Below are 25,307 nucleotides of genomic sequence, written 5' to 3'. Positions count from 1 at the left end.
CCCGCCGCGGCGCTCCGGCCGGGACGGCCTCACTCCGCGGTCGCCTCGAGCATCGCGTCGCGGGTCTCGCGGCGGCGGCGCTGCTCCTCGGGATCGGGCACCGGCACCGCGGCGAGCAGCCGGCGCGTGTAGGGGTGGAGCGGGGCGGAGATCACCGCCGACGACGGCCCGACCTCGACGATGTGGCCGTGGCGCATGACCGCGATCCGCGCCGCCACGCTCTCCACCACCGCGAGGTCGTGGGAGATGAACAGGCAGGCGAAGCCGTACTCGGCCTGGAGGTCGGAGAACAGCCGCAGCACCTTCGCCTGCACCGACACGTCGAGCGCGGAGGTCGGCTCGTCGGCGATGAGGAGCTTGGGCTTGAGCGCGAGCGCGCGGGCGATGCCGATCCGCTGCCGCTGACCGCCGGACAGCTCGTGCGGGTAGCGGTTGCGCATGGAGCGCGGCAGCTCGACGGAGTCGAGGAGCGCCTCCACCCGGTCGCTCAGCGGCTTGCCCTTGAGGTTCTCGTGGAGGAGCAGCGGTTCCCCGATGCTCTCCCCCACCGGCAGGCGCGGGTTGAGGGAGGAGCCGGGGTCCTGGAACACGATCCCGACGTCGCGGCGGTGCTTGCGCAGCTGGGAGTTCTTCAGCCCCGTGATGTCGGTGCCGACGACCTCGATCGAGCCCTCGACGACCGGCAGCAGGCCGAGCGCGGCGCGCCCGATCGTCGTCTTGCCGGAACCGGACTCCCCCACGAGGCCGATGACCTCGCCGGGTCCGATCCCGAGGTCGATCCGGTGGGCGGCGCGGAACGCCTTCTGCCGACCGCTCGCCGGGTACTCGATGGACGCCCCGCGCAGGCGCAGCGCCGGCACCCCCGTGTCGGAGCTCTCCCCACCCGGGTGGACGAGCATGTCGGTGGAGTCGAGGGACACCTCGAGCGGGGCGGTCTCGGCTTCCCGGTCCGCCGCGACCACCGTGTGGTCGGGGTCCTCCGACATCGCCGCGAGGTCGACCCCGCCGAGCGCCCCGCCGCGCACGTTCGCGCCGAGGTGGGGCACGGAGTCGAGGAGCTGGCGAGTGTAGGGGTGCTGGGGATCGCTGAAGATCTCCGCCGAGGTGCCGGCCTCGACGACGCGCCCGTTGCGCATGACGATGATCCGGTCGGCCATGTCGGCGACGACACCCATGTCGTGGGTGATGAGGATGATCCCGGAGTCGATCCGCTCACGGAGGTCGCGCATGAGCTTGAGGATTTCCGCCTGCACCGTGACGTCGAGCGCGGTCGTCGGCTCGTCGGCGATGAGCAGCGTGGGATCGCAGGCGAGCGCCTGGGCGATCATGATGCGCTGCCGCTGGCCGCCGGAGAGCTGGTGCGGGAAGGAGGAGAAGCGCTTCTCCGGGTCCGGGATCTCGACGAGCCGCATGAGCTCGAGCGCCCGCTCCTTGGCCGCGCTCGGCCCCATGTCGAAGTGCGTGCGCAGCGTCTCGACGATCTGGTAGCCCACGGTGTAGACCGGGTTGAGGGCGGTCATCGGCTCCTGGAAGATGATCGAGATGTCGTCGCCGCGGACCTCGCGCATCTGCGACTGCGGCATCCCGATGAGCTCGCGGCCGCGGAGCTTCGCGGACCCGGAGGCCCGCCCGTTGGCCGGGAGCAGCCCGATGAGCGACATCGACGACTGCGACTTGCCCGAACCGGACTCGCCGACGATCGCGAGGACCTCGCCGGGGTGGACGTCGTAGCTGATGTTCTCCGCGGCGGTGAACCATTCGCCGCCCACCCAGAAGCGGACCCCGAGGTCGCGCACCGAGAGCACGGGCGCGCCGGCCGCTACTGCGTCTGTGGTGTCCAACATGTCATTCCTCCGTCGGGCGCGGGCCCGGTTCGGCAGTGTTCGGATGGGTCGCGGCGTCGCCGCGGATGCCGCCGGCGGCGGGCGCCTCGGCCTCCCGCTTCGCCGCCCGGTCCATCTGGCGCTGACTGGGAATCTTCTTCTGACGGGGGTCGTTCGCATCGCGCAGGCCGTCGCCGATGAAGTTGATGCACAGCGCGATGACGATGATGAACAGGCCCGGCCACCAGAACAGCCAGGGGCGGGTGGAGAACGCGGTCTGGTACTCGTTGATGAGCGCGCCGAGCGACACCTCGGGCGAGCGGATGCCGAACCCGAGGAAGCTCAGCGCCGTCTCGAGCACGATCGCCTGGCTCATGAGCAGCGTGGTGTTGACGATGACGACGCCGAGCGCGTTGGGGAGCATGTGTTTGAACATGATCCGGAAGTCCGAGGCGCCGGCGACGCGCGCGGAGTCGACGAACTCGCGCTCGCGCAGGGCGAGGAACTCGCCGCGCACCAGGCGGGCGAGGCCGGTCCACAGGATCGCGCCGAGCGCCACGCCGAGCATGACGGCGTTCGAGTTCGACACGAGCTTGCCGAGGATCGCGCCGACGACGATCGTCGGCAGGATGATGAAGCCGTCGGTGATCCGCATGAGGGCGGCGTCGAGCCAGCCGCGGTAGAACCCGGCGAGCGCGCCGACGACGGTGCCGATGACCATGGAGATCGCGCCGATGATGAGCATGACCATGATCGAGATCTGGGTGCCCTTCATCACGCGCGCGAAGTTGTCGCGGCCGATGTCGTCCTGCCCGAACGGGTGGGGGCCGGGCTCGAACGGGTTCGCGAGCGTCCACGTGGGCGCGCCGGAGGGGTTGATCACCGGGTTGGACGCCTGGTGGCCGTGAATCCACCAGCCGGGGATCGGGCCGACGCCCTGCGAGGTGAAGGCGAGGAGCGCGACGAGCCCGAGCACGGTGAACCCGACGATCGCACCGGTGTGGCGGATGAACTTGCGCCACACGATGGCCGACTGGGACAGGCCCTCGGTCTCCTTGAGCTCGATCGAGCTGTTCTCCCCGTCGCCGTGGGCCTCGGGGGTGTCGTGGGTATTCAGTGGTGTGCTCATGCTTGCACCCGGATTCGCGGATCGAGGACGGCGTACAGGAAGTCGGCGACGAGGTTGGCGACCATCGCGAGGATGCCGGTGATGAGGATGTAGGCCATGACGGGTTCGAGCTCGTTGCGGTTCATCGCATCGATGAACATCTTGCCCATCCCGTTCCAGCCGAAGATCGTCTCGGTGATGACGGCGCCGCCGATGAGGGTGATGATGTCGACCGGGATGATCGAGGCGAGCGGCAGCAGCGCGTTGCGCAGCGCGTGCCGCATGATCACCGTGCGCTCACCGAGCCCCTTGGCCCGGGCGGTGCGGATGTAGTCCTGGTTCATCACCTCGAGCATCGACCCGCGGGTGTAGCGGGTGTAGGTGGCGAAGGAGATGAGGATGAGTGCGATCGACGGCAGCAGCAGGTGGGTGAAGGTGTCGAGGTTGAGGAACCAGAAGCTCCCCTCGATGTTCGGCGTCGAGGCGCCGATCGTGGCGACCGGCCGGCCGTTGATCGCCGGGTGCCGGTTGTAGGCGCCCCACTCCTGGAAGACCCGGTCGAAGAACACGACGACGGAGATGATCACGGCGATGATCGCGCCGGTGCGCGCCGAGGCCCACTTGTCCGGGCCGCCGAACGCCAGCCCCACCCCGAGGCCGACGAGCACGGTGACGACGGCGAGGCCGAGGACGAGGAACCAGTTCATCGGCACGTAGTAGAAGAGCCACTGGAGCGGGATGTAGAGCGCGATGCCGAGCACCGCGACGGTGAGCCCGGAGAAGAGCGAGCGGCGGTTCTTCAGGCCGGTCGACAGGAACACGACGACGATCGCCGCGGCGAGGCCGGTGACGGCGACGCCGACGATGCCGACGCTCGGGCTCTGGAACCAGCCGGTGGCGAGGATGTAGTAGATCGTCGCGAAGGTCGCGGCGGCGGCGACGAGGAAAGTGATGAGCCGCCGCTTCGCGGTTCCGCCGAGCGCGGCCATCCAGAACAGGCCGGCGAACACGGTGAGGACGATGATCGGCGTCCAGCCGACCGCCGGGTCGCCGAGGAAGTTGTTGAAGCGGATGGCCCCGTACTGCTTGAGCAGCACCGCGACCCAGAACACCGGCAGCGAGTAGAGGAGGAAGGAGACGAAGGTGATGAAGTAGTCGAAGCCGGTGTACTGGCGGATCGCGGAGATCATGCCGACGCCGATGCCGAGCACGATCGAGACGATCGTGGCAGCGGTGACGAGCTTGATCGTGTTGCCGATCGCGCCCGGGAGCATCGAGGTGACCTCCTGGCCGCTCTGCCACGCGGTTCCGAGGTCGCAGGAGCCGATGAGGCACCCGCCGACGCCGCCGAGCCACAGGAAGTAGCGGACGATGACGGGGGTGTCGAGGTTGAGGAGGCGGGTGCGGCTCTCGTAGAGCGCGGCGATGTTCGGCGAGGTCGAGGTCCGCAGGTCGTAGTAGTAGTCCATCGCCGCGTCGAGCAGCAGATAGATGACGAAGGAGACGACGAGCAGGACGAGGGCCGAGGACAGGAATCGGCGGAGCAGGAATGTGAGCATAGGGGCTTCCGGCGGGCTCTGGGCCGGTGAACCTCACCGGTGGCGCCACCCGTGGAACGGGGTGACGCCACCGGGTCCGATCACGCGGCGGACGGAGGGTACCGCGGGGCCTCACGGCCCGCGGACCGGGCGTGATCAGGAGACCTGCCACTCCCAGTAGTTCCAGAACATCGTCGGGGACACCGTGGTGGAGCTGGCGCCCTGGACGCGGTCGCGGTAGATGAGGAGCTCGGGGTGCTGGAAGATCGGCACACCGAAGCCGTCCTCGAGCAGGGCCCGCTAGACCTCGGCGATGCCCTCCTCCTGCGCGGCCTCGTCGGTCTCGCTGAGGAGATCGTCGAGCATCCCGTCGACCTCCTCGCTGCTGAAGCCGCCGTAGTTGTTCTGCGCTCCGGACCGCCAGTTGGCGTCGACGTCCGACACACCGGTGGTGGTCGACTGCCAGCCGAAGAGCGAGGCGTCGTAGGTGCCGTCGCCGAGGCGGGTGCCCCAGTTGTCGTCACCGTCCTCGATCACGGTGAAGCCGGCCTCCTCAGCGGATTCCTTGATGAGCTGGAACTGCTGGGCGCGGCGCTGGTTGGACGCACCGTAGAGGAAGCGCACCTCGGGCGCCTCGACGCCGGCCTCCTCGAGGAGCGCCTTGGCGCCCTCGATGTCGGCGGCCGCCGGGTACATGTCGCTGCCGTTGTTCTCCACCACGCCGTCGTACATCGGTGCGCCGGGCACCTGATAGAGCGAGTCGCGGACGACCGCGGCGTCGTTGAGCGGCTTGATGATCGTCTCGACGATCTGCTCGCGCGGGATCGTCATGAGGAACGCCTGGCGCACCTTCTTGGCCTTCTCCTCGTCGCCGTCGTAGGTCGCCGGGTCGAAGGGGCCGTTGTTATTGAATGTGAGATCGACGTGCTCGTAGGTCGCGCCGTCGCCGGTGTCGACGGTGACGCCCTCGATCCCCTCGGCCGCCTGGAGGACGTCCGCGGTGGCCTGCGGCTGGGTGATGTCGACCTCGCCGTTCTCGATCGCCTGAACCATCGCCATCGGGTCCTCGTTGTACCGGAAGGTGACGGTCTGCACCTGGGTCTCGGTCGGGCCCCAGTAGTTCTCGTCGGCCTCGAGGGTGAGGTACTGGCCCTCCTCGAAGGCGGTCATCTTGTAGGGACCGTTGTGGACGAGGAGATCGGGGTCGTCGGGCAGCGAGGTGAAGTCGAACGCGGTGTTCCACGTGTTCGAGATCTTAGACAGCGCCTCGGCGTCCTCGTTCTCGAGCGCGTCGAGGATCCCCTGCTTCGCCGCCGCGGCGTCCTCGGTGCCGAGGGCCTTCTTGCCGACGATGTGGGCGGGCACGCCGATGCCGTCGCCGCCGAGACCGAGCGAGGTCTCCCAGTCGGCGAAGGGCTTGGAGTACTCGAAGGTGATCTCCTTGCCGTCCTCGGAGATCTCCGGGAAGTCCTCGATGAGGCCGGGGCCGATGTTCGAGGAGTCGAAGTAGACGGTGCCCTCGGGGTTCTCCTGGACGTTGCCCTCGTCGTCGTTGTTCGACTCGACGGTGTTGAAGTTCGCCGACTGCGCGGCCCAGGTGAGCACGAGGTCGGCGGCGTCGATCGGGGTGCCGTCGGACCACGCGGCGTCGGCGTTGAGGGTGTACTTGACCTGCAGCGGATCCTCGGAGACCTGCTCGACGGTGCCGAGCGTGCCGTCCTGCAGCTCGAGGTTGTCGTCGTAGTACTTGAAGTTGTCGTTCATCATGTACGTGACGATCGAGTTGGCCACCGCGTTGCCGTTGGCGGTCATGGTGTTCGTCGAGCGGAAGGGCTCGTTCCAGCCGACGTTGATGACGGAGTCGCCGCCGCCCTCACCGCCGCCCTCTCCTCCGCCGTCGCCGCCGCTGCCGCCGCCGGGCGGGGTGCATGCGCTGAGCACCAGTGCGGCGGCCGCCAGGCCTGCTCCGCTTGCGAGAAGTCGTCTCTTCACCGTGTTCGCTCCCTCGAGGGTTCGTGGACCTGCAGGTCCGACCAGGTGTCGTGCTCCACCGTGCGCTCATCGAGCGGTCAACTACAGTGGTCGGAACACAACACGAATTGATGAGGACACTAATGCGCCGCGTGTGATTCGCGTCTCATATGCCGGAATAATCGGGCGATCGTTATCAATTCGAGACACCGTCCGAGCCGAGCCGGAGCCATGACCGCGCACACCCCTCCCCCGCCCTCGCCGCAGCCCTCGGTGCTGCGCACCGGCGGCTCCCGCCTCATCGTCTCCGCAGTGGGTCTGACCTGCGCGATCGCCCTCGTCACGGTGATGCTCCAGGCGCCTCCGGGGCGCGCCGCCGGGCTCGCGGGGATCGCCGTCGGCCCGGCCGTCCTCGCCTGGGTCCTCTACGGCCACCCGCACCTGCGGATCGCCCCGCACGGGCTGTGGATCGCCAACCCGCTGCGCAGCCACGAAGTCCCGTGGCCGGCGATCACCGGGATCGACGAGCGCCTCGGGCTCAGCGTCGAGCGCGCCGACGGCCGACCGATCGCCGCCTGGGCCCTCCCGGCGGCCGGCCGCCGGGTCGTCCGGCGGGCCGGCGCCCGGCCGACGGTCACCGCCCGCACCTCGCCGCAGATCGCCGCCGTGCACGAGGCGCGCGCCGCCTCGGCCACCGCCCCCGCCGCGGTCCCCGGGACCGGGGTCGAGTCCCGCTGGAACGTCCCCAACCTCGTCCTCCTCGCACTCGCCTCCGGCTGGTTCGCGATCGGCCTCGCGACGCTCTGAACGCCCGGAGGAATCACAAGGAAGCTTGATGCTCGAACCCTCGACACGTCGGGCGGGCACGCGGTAGGTTCGGTGCACCCGGTGGTGCTCGCCGCACCGCCGCCCAACCGAGGGGATCCCATGCGAGTCGCAGTCGTCGGCGCCACCGGAAACGTCGGAACCGCAGTGCTCACAGCACTGCACGAGCGCCCGGAGGTGACAGATGTCCTCGGCATCGCGCGCCGCCTGCCGGACGAGTCCCGTCCTCCCTACAGCGGGTGCGCGTGGACCTCGATCGACATCGGGGCCGCGACCGACCCCGACACCGCCGTCGCACAGCTGACCCGCGCGTTCGCCGGGGTCGACGCGGTCGTCCATCTCGCCTGGCTCATCCAGCCGAACTCGGACCGCGCCCTGCTGTGCCGGGTCAACGTCGCGGGCACCGCCCACGTCGCCCGCGCCGTCGCCGCCGCAGGCGTGCCCCACCTCGTCGTGGCCTCGTCGGTGGGCGCGTACTCGCCGGCCCAGGACGACCGAGCGCACGACGAGACCTGGCCGCACGGCGGCATTCCGAGCTCGCACTACAGCGTCGACAAGGCGGCCCAGGAACGGCTGCTCGACGAGTTCGCCGCCGACCACCCCGAGATCCTCCTCACCCGTCTGCGGCCCGCCCTGACCTTCCAGGCCGCGGCCGCCTCGGAGATCCAGCGGTACTTCCTCGGGGACCTGGCACCGGTGCAGGCCCTGCGCGCCGGGCGCCTGCCGGCCCTGCCGGTGCCGAAGGGGCTGCGCGTCCAGGCGGTGCACTCCGCCGACGTCGGCCGTGCCTATGCGGCGGCCGTGGCCACGCGCGCTCCCGGTGCGTTCAACATCTGCACCGATGACGTGCTCGGCGCTCAGGAGCTCGCCGACCTCGTCGATCACGGACGCTTCGTCGAGCTGCCGGTGGGGGCGGTGCGCGCCGCCCTTGCCGCCGCCCATCGGACCGGAGCCGTGCCGGCGGATCCGGGGTGGCTCGACATGGGGATGCAGGTCCCGGTGATGGACGGCTCCCGCGCCCGCAGAGAGCTCGCCTGGGAGCCGCAGCACACCGCTGCGGAGACGCTCCGCGAGCTGCTGGCCGCCCTGTCCGAGGGACAGGGCGGCGACTCCGTGCCGCTCCGGCCGCGCGACGAGCGCCGACTGCGGACTGCCGTGGGCGGCCCGGATCGGGATCGTGACGAGGGAACGCCGGCGATCGCCGCGGTCGTCGACCGGGACCTCCTGGGCCTGTACCTCTCCGATCACCTCACCGGCGCGACCGCGGGCGTGGAGCGGATCGAGCGGATGGCCGAGGCCTACGCGGACTCGCCGGTGTTCGCCCGCCTGTCCTCCCTCGCCGAGGAGATCCGCGGCGAGCGCGAGCTCCTCCGCCGGATCATCCGGCGACTCGGGCTCAAACAGCTTCCGCACCGTCAGGCGCTGTCGTGGGCCGGGGAGAGAGCCGCGCGCCTCAAGACCAACGGCACCCTGCTCTCCCGATCCCCCATGACCCTCGTGCTCGAGGCCGAGCTCATGCGCAGCGCGGTGGTCGGCAAGCGCGGCGGCTGGCAGACGCTGGAGACCAACGCCGACCTGCTCGGTCTCGATCCGCACGTCTTCGCCGAGCTCTCGGAGAAGGTCGACGGGCAGCTCACCGTGCTCGATGCCGTCCACGCCTACGCCCGCGAGCGGGCCTTCCGGACCGGTCGCGACAGCTTCACCGCGGCCGCGACCGGTCACGGGACCGATCCCGCCGACAGCACCGACCCGGACGGGCTCGCGTGACGGCACCGGAGGAGCTCGAGAGTACCGCGGCCGCCATCGCCGTGGAGGTCGCCGAGCTCGCGCGCACCCACGATTTCACCGTCGCCGCCGCCGAATCGCTCACGGGCGGGAAGATCGCCGTGCAGTTCTCTGCCGCGCCGGATTCCTCCGCGTGGTTCGCCGGTGCGGTGGTGAGCTATCAGTCCGCCGTCAAGCACCGCGCGCTCGGGGTCCCGGAGGGGCCGGTGATCAGTGAGGATGCAGCGATCGCAATGGCGTCGGGTGCCGCTCGGCTGCTCGGGGCCGATGCCGTCGTCGCGGTGACCGGGTCCGGCGGGCCCGGGGAGCAGGAGGGCAACCCGCCCGGCACCGCCTGGCTGGCGGCTGCTGTCCGCGGGCAGGTGCGCACTGCGCTCCATCATTTCGAGGGCGACCCGGTCGAGGTCCTCGCCCGGACCCAGGTCGCCGCCCTCCGGCTGCTCCACCGCACCATGCACGACACGCTCCACGACATCGATGCGAGAGGAGACCAGCGATGAGAGCAGTGACCTGGCAGGGCAAGCGGACGATGAGCGTCGAGACCGTCCCGGACCCCGTCCTGCACAGCCCCGACGACGCGATCATCGAGGTGACATCGACCGCGATCTGCGGTTCGGACCTCCATCTCTACGAGGTGCTCGGCCCGTTCATGGATCCCGGTGACATCGTCGGACACGAACCCATGGGGATCGTGGTCGAGGCCGGGAGGGACACCCGACTGGCGGTCGGCGATCGCGTGGTCGTGCCCTTCACGATCTCCTGCGGCCGGTGCTGGATGTGCGAGCGCGGGCTGTTCTCCCAGTGCGAGACCACCCAGGTGAGGAGCCACGGATCGGGCGCGGCGCTGTTCGGTTACTCGCGCCTCTACGGCTCCGTGCCGGGCGGCCAGGCCGAGTTCCTGCGCGTCCCGCACGCGGACTTCGGACCGATTCGGGTCGGCACGGAGCTGCCCGACCATCGCTACCTCTTCCTCAGCGACATCCTCCCCACGGCGTGGCAGGGGGTGAGGTACGCCGGTGTCGGGGCCGGGGACACCCTCGCCGTGCTCGGCCTCGGTCCGGTCGGCCAGTTCGCGGCGCGGATCGGCGTGCACCGGGGGGCCCGCGTGTTCGGCATCGACCCGGTGCCCGAACGGCGGGAGATGGCCGCGCGCCACGGGGTCGAGGTGTTCGACCCCGGGTCCGACACGATCGCGGCGATCCGGGAGGTGTGCGGCGGCCGCGGCCCCGACGCCGTCGTCGATGCCGTCGGCATGGAGGCGCATGGGTCCCCTCTCGGCGGCGCTGCACACGCAGCCGTCGGCCTGCTGCCCGATGCCCTGGGCCGGCGTCTCATGGAGACCGGCGGCGTCGACCGGCTGGCCGCCCTCCACGCCGCGATCGACCTCGTACGCCGCGGCGGCACCGTCTCGCTCAGCGGCGTCTACGGCGGTCAGGCGAGCCCGATGCCGATGCTCACGCTGTTCGACAAGCAGATCCAGCTGCGGATGGGCCAGTGCAACGTCAAGCGCTGGATCGACGATCTGCTGCCGCTCGTCGAGGACCCTGCCGATCCGCTCGGGATCGATGACCTCGTCACCCACCGGGTGCCGCTCGGGGCCGCACCCCAGGCGTACGCGATGTTCCAGCAGAAGTCCGACGGGTGCATCAAAGTCGTCCTCGATCCCCGGAAGGAACACCATGTCCAGCCCTGACACCGAGCGTGCGCACCGCTGACGGGGCCATCTCAGAAATCACAAGGGAACTTGTCCCATGAACCATTGTTGGCCGCGGTCTGCGCGAGTAGGATGGGAGCCGTGATCCCACCCGGTCGTCCGGACCGGGTCCACGTGCGGCCGTCCCGCTCGTCGGCCGCGGAGAGGACGAGTGCGATATGAGCACGAACGACCCCCGCAGCACCCCCGATCCGATGAACACCGAGCACACGGAGCAGAACCCGAACCTCGACCCCGACCCACGCGGGGATGCCGACCTCGAACCCGGGGGCGGCGTCCGGCCCGGCGACACTCCGCCGGAGTCGCAGTCGGCGACCTCGACCCCGCCTCACCAGCCCGAGGCCTCGTCGTCGGGCTCGAAGGGTCCCGTGATCGCGATCGTCCTCGTGGTCGCCGCACTGGTGTTCCTGTTCATCGCCTATGCCGTCGGCATCTTCGGTTCCTGAGGAGGCTCCCATGACCGACACCCAGCACACCGACCAGCTCACCTTCCAGAACCCCGTCACCCGCTTCCCGGAGATCTCACCGCCGCAGCAGGATCAGCCCGAGCCGGGCCTCGACCAGCAGCTCGCTCCGCAGACCGACCGCGGACAGCACTCGTACCGCGGGACCGGCCGCCTCGAGGGCAGGCGGGCCCTCATCACCGGCGCCGACTCCGGCATCGGCGCCGCCGTCGCGATCGCCTTCGCCCGCGAAGGCGCCGACGTCGCACTGTCGTACCTCCCGGCGGAGGAGGCCGACGCCCAGGAGATCAAGGGGTTCATCGAGGACTCCGGGCGCCGCGCGTTCCTCTTCCCCGGGGACATCTCCGACCCCGCCTTCTGCACCACGCTCGTCGAGCAGGCGGTCGAGGCGCTCGGCGGCCTCGATGCGCTCGTCAACAACGCGGGTCGGCAGATCGCCGTCGAGGAGTTCGCCGAACTCCCCGACGAGCAGTGGACGCAGACCTTCGCGACGAACATCCACGCGATCTTCCGGATCTCCCAGGCGGCGGTGGAGCACATGCCGCCGGGGTCGACGATCGTGAATTCGACCTCGGTCCAGGCCTACGAGCCCTCGGCCCATCTGCTCGACTACGCCTCGACCAAGGCGGCGATCAACAACTTCACCAAGGGTCTGGCCCAGTCGCTCGCCCCGCAGGGCATCCGCGTCAACGCGGTGGCCCCCGGGCCGATCTGGACCCCGCTCCAGGTGTCGGACGGGCAGCCGAAGGAGGCGCTGCCGGAGTTCGGGAAGAGCACACCGCTCGGCCGTGCCGGCCAGCCCACCGAGCTCGCACCCGCCTATGTGTTCCTCAGCTCACCGGAGTCGAGCTATGTGCTCGGTGAGACGCTCAACGTCAACGGGGGCATGCCGACTCCCTGAGGTCCCCGGCACACCGCGTCCCGGCGCACCCCTGGTCGACCCGCTGCGGCCGCGGTCGGCACGGATGAGACGAGAATGAGACACCCCGCATTTCGTCTCATTCTCGTCTCATCGCAAATGCATAGCCTTACGGTTATGAATGGACAGCGACGTCGATCCTCGCTGGCAGGTTCCGGGACCAGGCATACGACCCGGCGCCCTGCCTCCGGCCCGGTCGGCCCACGCGGGGCGCGTCGGCTCGGCCGGTGGGCGCCGTGGTGGTGGACGGCGCTCGCCCTCGCCCTCGTCTGCGTCGCCCTGCGGCAGCGCCGCGCCTGGACGCACCTCGTGCTCGCCGCGACCTCGTCTGGATCATCATCGACGACTCCTTCGAGCTCCACGAGAACTGGGGCGGAGCGCTGTCCGACCGGTTCGCCATCCCCCACATGCTCGGCGTCCGCGGTCACGACATCGGCGAGCTCATGGCCTGGGGTCTCATGGGGCTGCCCGTGCTCATCGCGCTGGTCTTCGCGTGGTGGTTCTCCTCCGTGCACGCCCGCCGTCAGGCCTGGGTGGTCATCGCCGGGATCGCACTCATCGCAGTGTTCGCCGCCGGAGTCGACATGCTCACCCAGGCGTCCTACTGGTGGGGGTGGACCGTCCGACAGCGGTACCTCCTCGACCTCGCCGAATCCGCGGGGGAGCTCGCTTCGATCAGTGTGATCATGCTCTCCTGCCTGTGGTTCGTGTTCATTCAGGGCCGCCCCCGCTACGGCCGGCACTCGGTCCACCACCGCCCGCCGGGAGATCCGGCCCCCGATCCATCGACACGCCCCCCCACCGGCCCGCACCTCGGGCCCGGACGACCGATAGGCTGGTCCGTCATGCAGATCTCAAATGTTCGAACAACTGTCCGCGACCTGCTCGGTCGGCGGGCGGTCTGGTGGTGGGCAGCGATCATCGCTTCGGTGATCGTCCTCGCTGTGCTCATCGGGTTCGGCATGCTCCACCGGCTCAACACGACGCGCGGGGCGTTCCCCGCCTTCGCGAATCCGCTGTTCAACGCCGACCGGGACCGCGGCTTCGGCGAGACGCTCGGCTACCTCCAGCTCCTCGTCGCCGCCGCAGCCCTGATCTACACCGCACTCCACCTGCCGCGGGCCTGGGTCCACTATGCGATCGCAGCGTCCTTCCTCGTCGTCATCGCCGACGACAGCCTCGAGCTCCACGAGAACTGGGGCGGCGCGCTCGCCGATCGCCTCGGCTTCGAGTCCGGGTTCGGCCTGCGCGGACAGGATTTCGGCGAGCTGCTCGCCTGGGGGCTCATGGGGATCCCGGTGCTCCTGGCGCTCGCGATCACCTGGTTCTTCACCGGGAAGCGCGCGCGCCGACAGGCGTGGGTCATCGTCGGCGGGCTCGCCGCCCTCGTGTTCTTCGCCGCGATCCTCGACATGCTCCACCCGGCGTCGGGTCTGTGGGGCTGGCCGGAGCGGGTGCGCTACGGAGTCACCCTGCTCGAGGTCATCGGGGAGATCGGTGCGATGATCTTCATCATGGCCGCCTCGCTGGTCTTCGCCCTGCGGCAGAGCGTGGAGAAGCACACCGCGCGCGCCGGCCGGGCCGACGCGCGCGGGGACTGATCACCAGCCCCGGTCGCGCCATTCCGGGAGCTGCGGGCGCTCCGCTCCGAGCGTCGTCGTGTCCCCGTGCCCGGGCAGCACCCGGACCTCGTCGTCGAAGCGGTCGAAGATCCGCTCCTCGAGGTCGGTGATGAGCGACTCGAAGTCCTCAGCGCTCCACGTCTTCCCCGGCCCGCCCGGGAACAGGCTGTCGCCGGAGAAGATCACGGTCGTGCCGCCGGAGTCCCGGAGCACGTACGCGATGGAGCCCGGCGTGTGGCCGCGCAGCTCGACGGCCTCGAGCCGGAACCCGGCGAACTCGAGCGTGTCCCCGTGGGCGATCCGCTCGTCGATCCGGGCGCCGGACTCCTCCTCGATCGCGTCCGCGTCGTTCTCCCCGGCCAGCGTCCGCGCGTCGTGCTCCGCGGCGGTCTCGCGCAGCGCCCGCACGTGGTCCCAGTGGCGGTGGGTGGTGAGCACCGTGGTGACGCGGGTGCTGTGCGCGGAGTCCTCGGCCCCTGCGGCGAACAGCTCCCGGATCGCGGGGACGTCGTCGGCGGCATCGATGATCACCTGCTCACCGCTCGTGCGCGCGGTGAGCAGGTAGACGTTGTTCTCCATGTCGGAGACGGACGTCGCGCGGATGACGACGTCGCTGAGTGCGAGCGGTTCCATGGTTCTCCTCCTGTGGTCGTATCGGGTTCTGCGGGTGGCCCCGGTGCTGCCGGGCACCGTGTGATCGTGCCCCGGGTTCGGTCCGGGCTCCTCACCACTTCCCGCGGGTGTACTGCGGCGGGTACGGGGCCTCGCGCCAGCCGACCCCGAGCGCATGGGCGGCGCGCTGCGGCCAGCTCGGCTCCCGCAGCGCGGCCCGGGCGAGCAGCACGACGTCGGCGTCGCCGGTGACGAGCACCCCCTCGGCCTGGGCGGGCTCGGTGATGAGTCCGACGGCGCCGGTGGTGACCCCGGCCGCGGCGATCTCCCCGGCGAGCGGGACCTGGTAGGACGGGCCGAGCGGGATGTCGGCGAGCACGTTGCCGCCGCTCGACACATCGACGAGGTCGACCCCGGCGGTCTGGAGCCGCACGGCGATCTCGGTCGCCTCCGCGACGTCGAAGCCGCCCTCGGTCCACTCCGAGGCGGAGATCCGCACGAGCACCGGCATGGTGTCCGGGACCTCCGTGCGCACCGCCTCGACGACCTCGAACAGGAACCGGGCGCGGTTCTCGAGGGAGCCGCCGTACTCGTCGCTGCGCGTGTTCGACAGGGGCGAGAGGAACTCGTGGATGAGGTAGCCGTGGGCGGCGTGGATCTCGACGGCGTCGAAGCCGGCGCGCTCGGCGCGAGCCGCCGCCGCGCCGAAGGCGGCGACCGCCTCCTCGATCTGCGCGACCGTCAGGGCGCGCGGCGCGGCGAGCCCTTCGAACGGGGCCTCCGTCGGTCCGACCGCCTGCCAGCCGCCCTCGGGCTCGGGAACCGAGCCGGTGGGCTCGCCGACGAACGGCCGGTACGTGCTCGCCTTGCGTCCGGCGTGGGCGAGCTGCACGGCGATCGCCGCCCCCTGCGAGTGGACGAACTCGACGACCCGCGACCAGGCCTGCGCCTGCTCGTCGTTCCACAGCCCGGCGTCCTGCGGCGAGATCCTGCCCTCGGGGACGACGGCCGCGGCCTCGGTGATGATGAGCCCGAACCCGCCCTGCGCCCGGGCGCCGAGATGGACGAGGTGCCAGTCGGTCGGCACGCCGTCGCGGGCCTCGCACGAGTACTGGCACATGGGCGCGAGCCAGATCCGGTTGCGCACGGTGAGGCCGCGCAGGGTGATGGGGTCGAAGAGTCGGGGCACTGGGTCTCCTGGTCGTGTTTCGGTGCGGACGGTGGGTCGGTGCAGAGGTGCTCGGCGCGGTGCGCCGGAGCGGTCAGTAGGCGATGCCGAACACCCAGGTGGCCAGGGTCATCGTCACCAGGGTGATGAGGACGACACCGACGAGGTTGAGCAGCACGCCGCCCTTGACCATCTGCGCGATCGTGACGTAGCCCGATCCGTAGGCCACCGCATTGGGCGGGGTGGCCACCGGGAGCATGAAGGCGCAGGTCGCCGCGAGGGCGACCGGGATGGTCAGCAGCAGCGGATCGATCTCCAGGCCGACGGCGACCCCGCCCACCACGGGCAGGAACGTCGCGGCCGTCGCCGTGTTCGAGGTGATCTCGGTGAGCAGCAGGATGCCTGCGGCGAGGATGAGGACGAGGACGAGGACCGGCACGCCCGCCAGGCCCTGCGCCGATTCGCCGATCCAGTCGGTGAGCCCGGAGGACGAGAACTGGGCGGACAGCGCGAGGCCGCCGCCGAACAGGAGCAGCACGCCCCACGGGAGCTCGACGGCCGATTCCCAGTCGAGCAGCCGGACCCCGCGCTCGGCGCCGGCGGGGACGATGAAGAGGAGGATGCCGACGACGATCGCGATCCCGGCGTCGGAGATCGGCGGCTCCTCGAACACGAGCGGGATGGTGATCCACGAGGCGGCGGCGAGGACGAAGATCGCGAGCACGAGCTTCTCACCGAGCGACATCGCGCCGAGCTTCTCCTTCTCCGCCGCGATGAGGTCCCTGCCTCCGGGGATCCGATCGGTCTCCGGCTTGAACAGCACCTTGACGAGGAGGAACCACGTGATCGCCATCATCACCAGCGAGAGCGGCACGCCGACGAGCATCCACTGGCCGAAGCCGATGGTGATGTCGTGGTTCTCCTGGAGGTACCCGACGAGCAGGAGGTTGGGCGGGGTGCCGATGATCGTGCCGAGCGAGCCGACGGAGGCCGCATAGGCGATGCCGAGCATGAGGGCGGTGCCGAAGTTCGAGCGCAGCACGCTCGATCTCACCGATTCCCCGCCGGGGCTGTCGACGGCGGCCTCGGAGTCCCCGTCCGCCTCATCGGCCTCGCTGACCTCGGCGAGGGATTCGGAGTCGGAGTCCTTCTCCATCGCCTCGTTGACGAGGACGAGGACGGACAGGCCGATCGGCAGCATGAGCACCGCGGTGGCGGTGTTCGACACCCACATCGAGAGGAAGCCGGTGGCGATCATGAAGCCGGCGATCATCGCCCCGGTGCTCTCCCCCATGAGGGAGAGGACGAACAGCGCGATCCGCCGGTGGAGGTTCCAGCGCTGCATCGCGAGCGCGATGAGGAACCCGCCCATGAAGAGGAAGATCGTGTCCGAGCCGTAGCTCGCCCCGACCGAGGACACCGTCGCCGGCTCCTCCTCCGTGCCGCCGAGCAGCGGGAACACGACGAGCGGCACGAGCGCGGTCGCCGGGATCGGGATCGCCTCGGTCATCCACCACACCGCCATGAGCCCGGCTGCGGCGGCGGTGACGCGCGCGGCCTGCGGCAGGTCGTCCGGCATGATCACCCAGAGCAGGACGGCGGCGAGCAGTCCGCCGACGAATCCGATCCAGCGGATCCGGGTGGTGCCGAGGGAGAAGCCCTCGGCCCGCTCACCGGGTGACTTGAACTCTCTCTCCGTATCGCCCTGCGGCAGCGGTGCGTAGCGCGCCGCGTGCTCTCCGGCGGGTCGGGTCGATGACATGGTGTCCTCTTTCGCTCTCATCGGTCGGGCAGCGGTGATCGGGCGGTCCGGGCTGTGCGCTCGGGCCGGCGGCGACGTGCTCAGTCGAGCCGGGCGCCGAAGAATCCCGAGAGGTGCTCGGCGACGAGCTCGGGGTGCTCGGCGACGGGCAGGTGCGCGGAGTCCGGGACGACGGCGAAGAACGAGCCGTCGATCTGCTCGGCCAGGGCGCGCATCGCCTCGGGCGGGTTGCTCGGGTCCTGGGCACCGGCGAGCAGCAGGAGCGGCACGGTGATCGCTCCCACGGAGCCGCTGAGGTCGAAGCCGGCGAGCGCCTCGCAGCAGTCGATGTAGCCCGCGTCGTCCGTCGCGGCGAGCATCTCGAGGACGATCGGCCCGGCCGCGATGTCCTCGTCGAGGAATCCGGCGGCGAACCAGCGGTCGGCGGTGTCCGGCACGAGGGAGCGGGTGCCGTCGGACCGGACGTCGGCGATGCGCTGCTCCCAGGTCGCGGCATCGCCGAACCGCGGCGCGCAGCACAGGGCGGCGGCGGCGCGCACCCGATCCGGAGCGCGCAGGGAGAGGGCGAGGGCGATCCCGCCGGAGATCGAGATCCCGGCGTAGAAGAAGGAGTCGGCCCCGAGCTCGTCGGCGATCTCGAGGACGAGGTCGCAGATCTGCTCGATCGTCACCCCGGGGACCCGAGGGCTGCGGCCGTGGCCGGGCAGGTCGAAGGTGACGACGCGGAAGTCGTCGGCCAGACGGTAGGCGGGACCGGCCCACAGCGACCCGGTGGTGCCGAGCGAGGGACCGAGGATGAGGACGGGGGCGGCGGGGTCGGCATCGTTGATGATCGAGTAGGCGAGCTGTGACATCGGCGCTTCACTCCCAGCGGGTCGACACTGATTCCGGCGGTTCACCCCTACTGTATCGGCAGGTCCGGACGCGGGCGGCGGTATCCGGCCCGCGCCTCGGCCCCGGCATCCCCGGTCCGCCGGCCGTCGGTGTCCCGGCCCGCCGGCACATCCGCGCCCCGGGTCAGTCCGCGTCGCGCGGGAGACCGGCGGACTCCGCGGCGTAGCAGTGCGCGCACAGCGACTCGTAGGTCACCTCCGCGCCGTCGATCGCCACCTGGTCGCCGTCGAACACGAACCGGCCCTCGACCTTGCGGCCGTTGAACAGCGCCTTGCGCCCGCAGCGGCAGATCGTCTTGAGCTCTTCGAGGGTGTGCGCGATCTCGAGGAGGCGGGCGGAGCCGGGGAACGCCCGGGTGCGGAAATCCGTGCGGATGCCGTAGGTCATCACCGGCACCTCGTGGCGGACCGCGATCCGCAGCAGGTCGTCGACCTGGCGCGGCTCGAGGAACTGCGCCTCGTCGACGAACAGGCAGGCGACCGGGGCGAGCGGCATGTCGAGGTGCGTGAGGAGGGCCGACGGGTCCTCGAGCCCGGCGGTGTCGAGGAAGCGCCGCTCGACGTCCTCCCCGGCGCGGATGAGGAAGTCGACGCGCCTGCGCACCCCGAGCCGGGACACGACCTCGTCGTCGCCCTTGGTGTCGAGGGCGGGCTTGGCGATGAGCACCCGCTGATCGCGCTCCTCGTAGTTGAACGCGGCCTGGAGCAGCGCGGTCGATTTGCCGGAATTCATCGCGCCGTAGCGGAAATAGAGCTTGGCCATGACCGTGCGCACTCCCCTCTGCCCTGTCGCGGCATCCCGAACCGACGCCCTCCAGAATGGTACCGATCCGCCCTCACAGTAGAATCGGTGCGTAAACCCCCTACACGATCTGAGGTTGTCCACCACATGGCAAAGATCATCTACACCCGCACCGACGAGGCGCCGCTGCTCGCGACCTATTCGCTCAAGCCGATCGTCGAGGCCTTCGCGACCACCGCCGGCGTCGAGGTCGAGACCCGCGACATCTCGCTGGCCGGCCGGATCATCGCCCTGTTCGGCGACCGACTCAGCGCCGACCAGGCGATGGACGATGCGCTCGCCGAGCTCGGCGAGCTCACCCAGTCGCCCGAGGCCAACATCATCAAGCTCCCCAACATCTCCGCCTCGGTGCCGCAGCTCAAGGCCGCGATCGCCGAGCTCCAGTCGCAGGGCTACGACATCCCGGACTACCCGGAGGAGCCGTCGACGGACGAGGAGAAGGACGCCCGTGCCCGCTACGACACCGTCAAGGGCTCGGCCGTCAACCCGGTGCTGCGCGAGGGCAACTCGGATCGCCGTGCGCCGAAGGCCGTGAAGAACTTCGCGAAGTCCCACCCCCACTCGATGGCCGAGTGGTCGAAGGATTCGAAGACGAACGTCGCGACGATGGCGGCCGACGACTTCCGCGCGAACGAGAAGTCGCACGTGTTCGACTCCGCCGACACCGTCACCATCCGCCTGCGCACCGCCGCCGGCACCACCGACCTCAAGACCTTCGACGTGCTCGCCGGGGAGATCGTCGACGGCACCTTCATGAAGGCCTCCGCCCTCGACGCGTTCCTCCGCGAGCAGGTCCGGGCGGCGAAGGAGCAGGACGTCCTGTTCTCCGTCCACCTCAAGGCGACGATGATGAAGGTCTCCGACCCGATCATCTTCGGCCACGTCATCGAGGCGTTCTTCCCCGAGGTCTTCGAGCAGTACGGCGAGCAGCTCGCCGCCGCCGGCCTCACCTCCGACAACGGGCTCGGCGCGATCCTCAACGGACTCGACGCGCTGCCCCAGGACGTCGCCGAGGGCGTGCGCACCGGCATCGAGCAGGGCATGAGCAGCGGCCCCGCGCTCGCCCAGGTCAACTCCGACAAGGGCATCACCAACCTCCATGTGCCCAGCGACGTCATCGTCGACGCCTCGATGCCGGCGATGATCCGGATCGGCGGCAAGATGTGGGGCCCCGACGGCGGCGAGGCGGACACCCTCGCCGTCATCCCGGACTCCTCCTACGCCGGGATCTACCAGACCGTCATCGACGACTGCCGCGCCCACGGCGCCTACGACCCGACGACCATGGGCTCCGTGCCCAACGTCGGCCTCATGGCGCAGAAGGCCGAGGAGTACGGCAGCCACGACAAGACCTTCGAGATCACCGAGGCCGGCACCGTCGAGGTCGTCGACTCCGCGGGCACGGTGCTCTTCAGCCACGAGGTCGAGCCCGGTGACATCTGGCGCGCCTGCCAGACCAAGGACGTCCCCGTCCGCGACTGGGTCAAGCTCGCCGTCACCCGCGCCCGCCTGTCCGACACCCCGGCCGTGTTCTGGCTCGACGAGACCCGGGCCCACGACCGCAACATCAAGGCCAAGGTCGAGGAGTACCTCGGGGAGCACGACACCGATGGCCTCGACATCCGGATCATGAGCCCGGTGGAGGCGACCCAGTTCTCCCTCGACCGGATCCGGAAGGGCGAGGACACGATCTCGGTCACCGGCAACGTGCTGCGCGACTACAACACCGACCTGTTCCCGATCCTCGAGCTCGGCACCTCGGCGAAGATGCTCTCCGTCGTCCCGCTCATCAACGGCGGCGGCCTGTTCGAGACCGGAGCGGGCGGCTCTGCGCCCAAGCACGTCCAGCAGCTCACGGAGGAGAACCACCTCCGCTGGGATTCGCTCGGCGAGTTCTTCGCGATCGCGGAGAGCTTCCGCCACCTGTTCACCTCGGAGGACAACGCGCGCGCCGGCGTGCTCGCCGACACCCTCGACGACGCGACGGAGACGTTCCTCAACGAGAACCGCTCGCCCTCGCGCAAGGCCGGGGAGATCGACAACCGCGGCAGCCACTTCTACCTCGCTCTCTACTGGGCCGAGGAGCTCGCGCAGCAGACGGAGGACCGGGAGCTCGCCGAGGCGTTCACCCAGATCGCCGAGCAGCTGCGGAGCAATGAGCAGACGATCGCCGAGGAGCTCCTCGCGGTGCAGGGCTCGCCGGTGGATCTGGGCGGCTACTACAACCCGGATGCGGAGAAGGTCGCCGCTGTGATGCGGCCCTCGCAGACCTTCAACGACATCATGCGCGGGCTGGAGAAGAAGGACATCTGACCGCCCGTCCCACCCTCCCGCGAGAGTGCAATATCCTGCGGTTCCTGAGAACGGAACCGCAGGATATTGCACTTTCAGGGCCGCGGTGACGTGCGACAATAGGGCAACGACACCGGTCGGCGCGCTCCTCCCGGGCTCACCGGCCGGTCGCCCCCCATCGACGAAGGACATGAGTGCAGTGACCGATCCGTACCGCTCCCCCGACCCGGCCGGCGACCGGCCCCTCGACGCGTACGACCCCGCGCCCGAGGCGCCCGCCGGCACTCACCCGCCCGCGCGCCGGGACGTCCCGCCGGAGCACGACGAGCGCCGCGACGACTCCCGGCACCGCCGCCCGGCCACCGAGCCGCGCCGCTCGGCCGGTGTGTCCGCCGGGGTGTGGATCGCGCTCATCCTCGGCGCGGTGATCCTCGTCCTGCTGCTGATCTTCATCATCCAGAACAACGTCACCGCGCAGTTCCAGTACTTCGGCTGGGAGTTCAGTCTGCCGCTCGGCGTCGCGATGCTCCTCGCCGCGATCGCCGGGATCCTCGTCGCCGGGCTCGCCGGCTCCGTGCGGATCGCGATCCTGTCCCGCCGGCTCAAGAAGGCCGACCGCTCGCTGGCCGAGGTCGAGCGCATCCTGGACCGCTGATGGGTGCCGCACCGCTGCCGCCGGAGTCCGCGCTGCCGGGCATGCTCGTCGACGTCGACTGGCTCGCCGACCACCTCGACGACCCGCAGGTGCTCGTCGTCGACGTCACGGCCTTCCTCACCCGCACCGACACCGGGGTGCGCGCAGAATCCGGGGCGGACGCCTTCCGGGCCGGACACATCCCCGGCGCGGTGTTCGCCGACCTCGTGGACACCTTCACGACCTCCGAGCCGGTCCGCTTCACCGCGCTGTCGAGCCCCGCGTTCGCCCGCGCCGCCGGCGGCCTGGGGATCGACGCGGACGTCGACGTGGTCGTCTACGACCACGGGGAGAGCGAATGGGCGACCCGCCTGTGGTGGAACCTCCGGCTCGAGGGCCACGATCAAGTCGCGCTGCTCGACGGCGGCCTGCCCGCCTGGCGGGCGGCCGGCCATCCGCTGGGCACCGGAGATGCGCAGCCGGTGCCACGCACCTTCACCGCGCGGCGCCGCCCGGAACTGCTCGCCGACGCCGCCGCCGTCGAGGCCGCGACAGCCGCGGGAGTCCCGGTGGTCAATGCGCTCGACCCCGACGCCTACTCCGGGCGCACCCGCCCCTACGGCCGCCCCGGCCACATCCCGGGCAGCACGAACGCGTTCTTCCGCGAGCTCTACGACGAGGACCGCGACCATCGCCTCGTCCCGGCCGAGCAGGCGCGCGCAGTGCTCGCCCCGACCGGGATCCTCGACTCCGCGGCCGCCCCGATCGCCTACTGCGGCGGCGGCATCGCCGCGACCCTCGTCGCCTTCAGCGCCGCCCGCCTGGGCCGCCCCGACGTCGCCGTCTACGACGGGTCGATGACGGAGTGGGTGGCCCAGGGCCGTCCCCTGGAGACGACTCCCGACCGACCCGCGCCACCCCGCACCCTCGTCCGTCCCGACACCCGGTACGATCCGCACCAGCACCGCGATCGACCGGACACCACAGGAGGAATCATGTACTTCATCGTCGTCAAGTTCCGTGTGAAGCCCGAGGCCGCCGAGGCGTGGCCGGAGATCGTGCGCGACTTCACCGAGGCCACCCGCGCCGAGCCCGGGAATCTGTGGTTCGACTGGTCACGCAGCCTCGAGGACCCGCACGAGTACGTGCTCGTCGAGGCCTTCGCCGACGACGACGCGGCCGCCGCTCACGTGGGCAGTGCGCACTTCGCGACGATGCGCGAGGAGTTCCCCCAGCGCCTGCAGTCGACTCCGCGGATCATCTCCCGCAAGATCGAGGGCGAGGGCTGGGACGCGATGGGCGAGCTCCAGGTCGACTGACCGCTCGGCCCGGGCGATGGCCTCGGCCCGGCGAGTGACCGCTCGCCCGGTCGACGACCCGGCTCAGTCGGTGACTTCGGCCCGGGACGCGATCCGCACCGCGGTCGGGTGCTCGACGGTGCGCGACACCGTGCAGTGCTTGTCGTGGGACAGGCGCACGAGGCGCTCGACCATGCCGGCCGCCGTCCGGCCGGCCTCGTCGTCGGGGAAGGTGAGATCGAAGTCGATGCCGATGTCGGTGAGCCGGGAGGCGCCGTCCTCCTCGATCTTCCGCCCGCTCGCGGTCGCCCCGAATCGCTGCGGTTCGGTGCGCCGCGTCGTCACGGTGTCGACGTCGATCGCCGAGCATCCTGCGATCGCCGCGAGCAGCAGCTCGACCGGGGTGAGGAGCCCTTCCCCGCGCCCGAACTCCACCGCAGCACCGTTCGCGCCGACGGCCCGGTAGTGGTTCTCCGCCACCCGGGTGAGCTCGACGGAGTGCGTGGGCGCAGCAGCCCGGGAGGAATCGGCGGGCGTGGGGTCCTGGGGTGCTCCGGCACCGGTGCGGGGATCATTCATGCGCCCATGATGGCACACGCCACCAGGGCGCACCCGCCACCACCTCCGCCGCCGGCACTGCAGCAGACCGCACAGTCGCAGACCGCACCACCCCATCCCGCGGCTCAGCCGCACCCGGCGATCACCGCGAAGACTTCCCGGAGCTGGACGGGCGCGGCGTTCGCATGGGCGATGACGAGTCCGTGGCGGCGCGGTGCGCCGGACCAGCCGGCGGCGAGATCGCCCACCCGGATCCCGCGGACGGCGAGCGCACGGTGAGCTTCGCGGGTGGCCTCGGCCGGCATCTCCACGACGAGTCCGCGGCCGCGGTGCACGAGTCCGGGCAGGTGCGAGAACTCGGCGACGACCGTTTCCGCGGCCCGCAGGCGTCGGCGCCCGCGAGCGATCCGCCGGCGCAGTCCCCCGGCGGCCAGGTACTCGGCGAGCGCGTGCTGTATGACGGGCGGCACCGCCGGGCCGAGGCGCTCCCGGGCCGCACGGATGCGCGTGCCCTCCGGCCCGCGCGCCACGATGTAGCCCGTGCCGACCGCGGCGGTGAGGACCGTGGAGAAGGTCCCGATGTGCACGACCCCGCCGCCGGGCGCGGAGTCGAACAGCGGCGGCACCGCAGGTCCCAGGTAGCGCGCCTCGCTGTCGTAGTCGTCCTCGATGAGGAGCATCCCGGCATCGGCGGCCCACCGGCACAGCGCGGCGCGGCGGCCGGCGGGCATCGCGGTGCCGTAGGGGAACTGGTGGTTCGGGGTGACGAGCGCGGCCTCGGGCGGGCGGCCGGGAGTCCCGCCGGCGGGCACCGCGCCGGCGAGCCCTGCCGGGGGCAGCCCTTCGGCGTCGACGGCCACCGGGACGAGCTCGACTCCGTGCAGCGCGCGGCGCAGGCCGGGGAATCCGGGGTCCTCGACCACGAGACTGTCCGCGCCGATCGCCGAGAGCACGAGTGCCACCCCGTCCCGCGAGCCGGCGGTGACGAGGATGTCCTCGGCCTCGACGACCATTCCGCGCATGACCCGCAGGTGTTCGGCGATCGCACGGCGCAGCGGTTCCTCGCCGAGCGGGTCGGGAGGGGCCGGCCTGACGTCGAGGGCCCGGCGCCAGGCCGTGCGGAACGCCGCCTCCCCCAGCGGCGACTCCCCGCCGCGGCCCGGCCGCAGATCCACCCGGACGGCGGGGACGCGGGGCACCGGGGAGCTGCGCGGCGCGCTGGGAGCGGCGAGCGCGGCGGCGGGCAGCTCGGGGTCGATGACGGTGCCGCTGCGCGGGCGCTGGACGACGTAGCCCTCGGCGGCGAGCTGGGCGTAGGCGGTGTCGACGGTGCCCCGGGAGACACCGAGCGCCTCGGCGCAGGCGCGCGCCGAGGGGAGCCGGTCGCCGGGGGCGAGCCGGCCGGCGGCGACGGCGGCGCGGATGCCGCGGATGATCTGCACCGGCAGCGCGATGCCCAAGGAGCGGTCGAGGTCGATGCGGAGGTCGTTGCGTGCCACAGGCCCAGTCCATCACATCT

Annotated in this window: 21 protein-coding genes and 1 pseudogene; 11 read left to right on the top strand and 11 right to left on the bottom strand. The window is 70.9% G+C overall.

The annotated features are described in order from the left end of the window. Positions 1-29: 29 nt before the first annotated feature. The 4 genes from FDF13_RS09055 to FDF13_RS09040 all read right to left on the bottom strand — a co-directional run bounded on the left by FDF13_RS09055 (position 30) and on the right by FDF13_RS09040 (position 6,461). Positions 30-1,844, bottom strand: a complete 1,815-nt coding sequence (locus tag FDF13_RS09055; protein ID WP_137319354.1) for an ABC transporter ATP-binding protein — start codon at positions 1,842-1,844, stop codon at positions 30-32. A 1-nt stretch (position 1,845) separates the two neighbouring features. Then, positions 1,846-2,952 (bottom strand): ABC transporter permease, encoded by a 1,107-nt coding sequence (locus tag FDF13_RS09050; protein ID WP_137319353.1) that lies wholly within the window; start codon positions 2,950-2,952, stop codon positions 1,846-1,848. Then, positions 2,949-4,490, bottom strand: a complete 1,542-nt coding sequence (locus FDF13_RS09045) for an ABC transporter permease (RefSeq protein WP_137319352.1) — start codon at positions 4,488-4,490, stop codon at positions 2,949-2,951. The genes FDF13_RS09050 and FDF13_RS09045 overlap by 4 nt, the downstream gene beginning before the upstream one ends. Before the next feature lie 279 nt (positions 4,491-4,769). Next, on the bottom strand, positions 4,770-6,461 hold the full coding sequence (locus FDF13_RS09040) for an ABC transporter family substrate-binding protein (RefSeq protein ID WP_254668757.1): 1,692 nt from the start codon (positions 6,459-6,461) through the stop codon (positions 4,770-4,772). 210 nt (positions 6,462-6,671) lie between these two features. Here FDF13_RS09040 and FDF13_RS09035 point away from each other — a divergent pair, with 210 nt between their 5' ends. From FDF13_RS09035 to FDF13_RS09005, 7 genes are all read left to right on the top strand, one after another. After that, complete coding sequence (locus FDF13_RS09035) at positions 6,672-7,247, top strand: PH domain-containing protein (RefSeq protein WP_137319351.1); 576 nt, start codon at positions 6,672-6,674, stop codon at positions 7,245-7,247. Between the two features lie 120 nt (positions 7,248-7,367). Further along, positions 7,368-9,032, top strand: a complete 1,665-nt coding sequence (locus FDF13_RS09030) for an NAD-dependent epimerase/dehydratase family protein (protein ID WP_137319350.1) — start codon at positions 7,368-7,370, stop codon at positions 9,030-9,032. Next, complete coding sequence (locus tag FDF13_RS09025; protein WP_137319349.1) at positions 9,029-9,550, top strand: CinA family protein; 522 nt, start codon at positions 9,029-9,031, stop codon at positions 9,548-9,550. The genes FDF13_RS09030 and FDF13_RS09025 overlap by 4 nt, the downstream gene beginning before the upstream one ends. Continuing rightward, complete coding sequence (locus FDF13_RS09020; protein WP_137319348.1) at positions 9,547-10,743, top strand: zinc-dependent alcohol dehydrogenase; 1,197 nt, start codon at positions 9,547-9,549, stop codon at positions 10,741-10,743. The genes FDF13_RS09025 and FDF13_RS09020 overlap by 4 nt, the downstream gene beginning before the upstream one ends. 179 nt (positions 10,744-10,922) lie before the next feature. Beyond that, positions 10,923-11,210 carry a DUF6480 family protein gene (locus FDF13_RS09015; protein ID WP_217494841.1) on the top strand — a complete coding sequence of 96 codons (288 nt, stop codon included), beginning with the start codon at positions 10,923-10,925 and terminating at the stop codon, positions 11,208-11,210. Positions 11,211-11,220: 10 nt separating this feature from the next. Beyond that, positions 11,221-12,129 carry an SDR family oxidoreductase gene (locus tag FDF13_RS09010; protein ID WP_137319347.1) on the top strand — a complete coding sequence of 303 codons (909 nt, stop codon included), beginning with the start codon at positions 11,221-11,223 and terminating at the stop codon, positions 12,127-12,129. Positions 12,130-12,374: 245 nt separating this feature from the next. Then, the gene (locus FDF13_RS09005; RefSeq protein ID WP_137319346.1) at positions 12,375-13,748 is read left to right on the top strand and encodes a hypothetical protein; all 1,374 of its coding nucleotides are present in this window, start codon (positions 12,375-12,377) and stop codon (positions 13,746-13,748) included. Here the strand turns inward: FDF13_RS09005 and FDF13_RS09000 are convergent, their stop codons facing one another. From FDF13_RS09000 to FDF13_RS08980, 5 genes are all read right to left on the bottom strand, one after another. After that, complete coding sequence (locus FDF13_RS09000) at positions 13,749-14,402, bottom strand: MBL fold metallo-hydrolase (protein WP_137319345.1); 654 nt, start codon at positions 14,400-14,402, stop codon at positions 13,749-13,751. A 91-nt stretch (positions 14,403-14,493) separates the two neighbouring features. Continuing rightward, positions 14,494-15,570, bottom strand: coding sequence for an NADH:flavin oxidoreductase/NADH oxidase (locus FDF13_RS08995; protein WP_137319344.1), 1,077 nt, complete (start codon positions 15,568-15,570; stop codon positions 14,494-14,496). A gap of 73 nt (positions 15,571-15,643) precedes the next feature. Beyond that, positions 15,644-17,311 (bottom strand): DASS family sodium-coupled anion symporter, encoded by a 1,668-nt coding sequence (locus tag FDF13_RS08990; protein ID WP_137319343.1) that lies wholly within the window; start codon positions 17,309-17,311, stop codon positions 15,644-15,646. Positions 17,312-17,391: 80 nt separating this feature from the next. Next, positions 17,392-18,165, bottom strand: coding sequence for an alpha/beta fold hydrolase (locus FDF13_RS08985; RefSeq protein ID WP_137319342.1), 774 nt, complete (start codon positions 18,163-18,165; stop codon positions 17,392-17,394). Between the two features lie 163 nt (positions 18,166-18,328). After that, entirely contained in the window at positions 18,329-18,967 is a 639-nt protein-coding gene (locus tag FDF13_RS08980) for a thymidine kinase (protein ID WP_137319341.1), read from the bottom strand. A gap of 126 nt (positions 18,968-19,093) precedes the next feature. On the opposite strand from FDF13_RS08980, the gene FDF13_RS08975 reads away from it, so the two are divergent. The 4 genes and pseudogenes from FDF13_RS08975 (at position 19,094) to FDF13_RS15300 (ending at position 23,251) form a co-directional block, all read left to right on the top strand. Continuing rightward, positions 19,094-21,319 carry an NADP-dependent isocitrate dehydrogenase gene (locus tag FDF13_RS08975; protein ID WP_137319340.1) on the top strand — a complete coding sequence of 742 codons (2,226 nt, stop codon included), beginning with the start codon at positions 19,094-19,096 and terminating at the stop codon, positions 21,317-21,319. Positions 21,320-21,488: 169 nt separating this feature from the next. Then, positions 21,489-21,953: a lipopolysaccharide assembly LapA domain-containing protein gene (locus tag FDF13_RS08970; protein WP_137319339.1), complete on the top strand. Its 465-nt coding sequence runs from the start codon at positions 21,489-21,491 to the stop codon at positions 21,951-21,953. Further along, positions 21,953-22,747 (top strand): annotated as a pseudogene (locus FDF13_RS15305) (sulfurtransferase); the annotation flags it as partial. The gene FDF13_RS08970 and the pseudogene FDF13_RS15305, both read left to right, overlap by 1 nt. 180 nt (positions 22,748-22,927) lie before the next feature. Beyond that, positions 22,928-23,251 (top strand): putative quinol monooxygenase, encoded by a 324-nt coding sequence (locus tag FDF13_RS15300; RefSeq protein ID WP_175407039.1) that lies wholly within the window; start codon positions 22,928-22,930, stop codon positions 23,249-23,251. Between the two features lie 63 nt (positions 23,252-23,314). Here the strand turns inward: FDF13_RS15300 and FDF13_RS08960 are convergent, their stop codons facing one another. Both FDF13_RS08960 and FDF13_RS08955 read right to left on the bottom strand, forming a co-directional pair. Further along, the gene (locus FDF13_RS08960; protein ID WP_137319337.1) at positions 23,315-23,809 is read right to left on the bottom strand and encodes an OsmC family protein; all 495 of its coding nucleotides are present in this window, start codon (positions 23,807-23,809) and stop codon (positions 23,315-23,317) included. Between the two features lie 104 nt (positions 23,810-23,913). Further along, positions 23,914-25,287, bottom strand: coding sequence for a PLP-dependent aminotransferase family protein (locus FDF13_RS08955; protein WP_137319336.1), 1,374 nt, complete (start codon positions 25,285-25,287; stop codon positions 23,914-23,916). Positions 25,288-25,307: the final 20 nt, after the last annotated feature.

Origin of the sequence: Brevibacterium sp. CS2 (assembly GCF_005280295.1) — a bacterium.
Taxonomy (GTDB): Bacteria; Actinomycetota; Actinomycetes; order Actinomycetales; family Brevibacteriaceae; genus Brevibacterium; species Brevibacterium pityocampae.
Note: the sequence above shows the minus strand (reverse complement) of the source record. Positions and strands in the feature narration are given on the sequence as shown.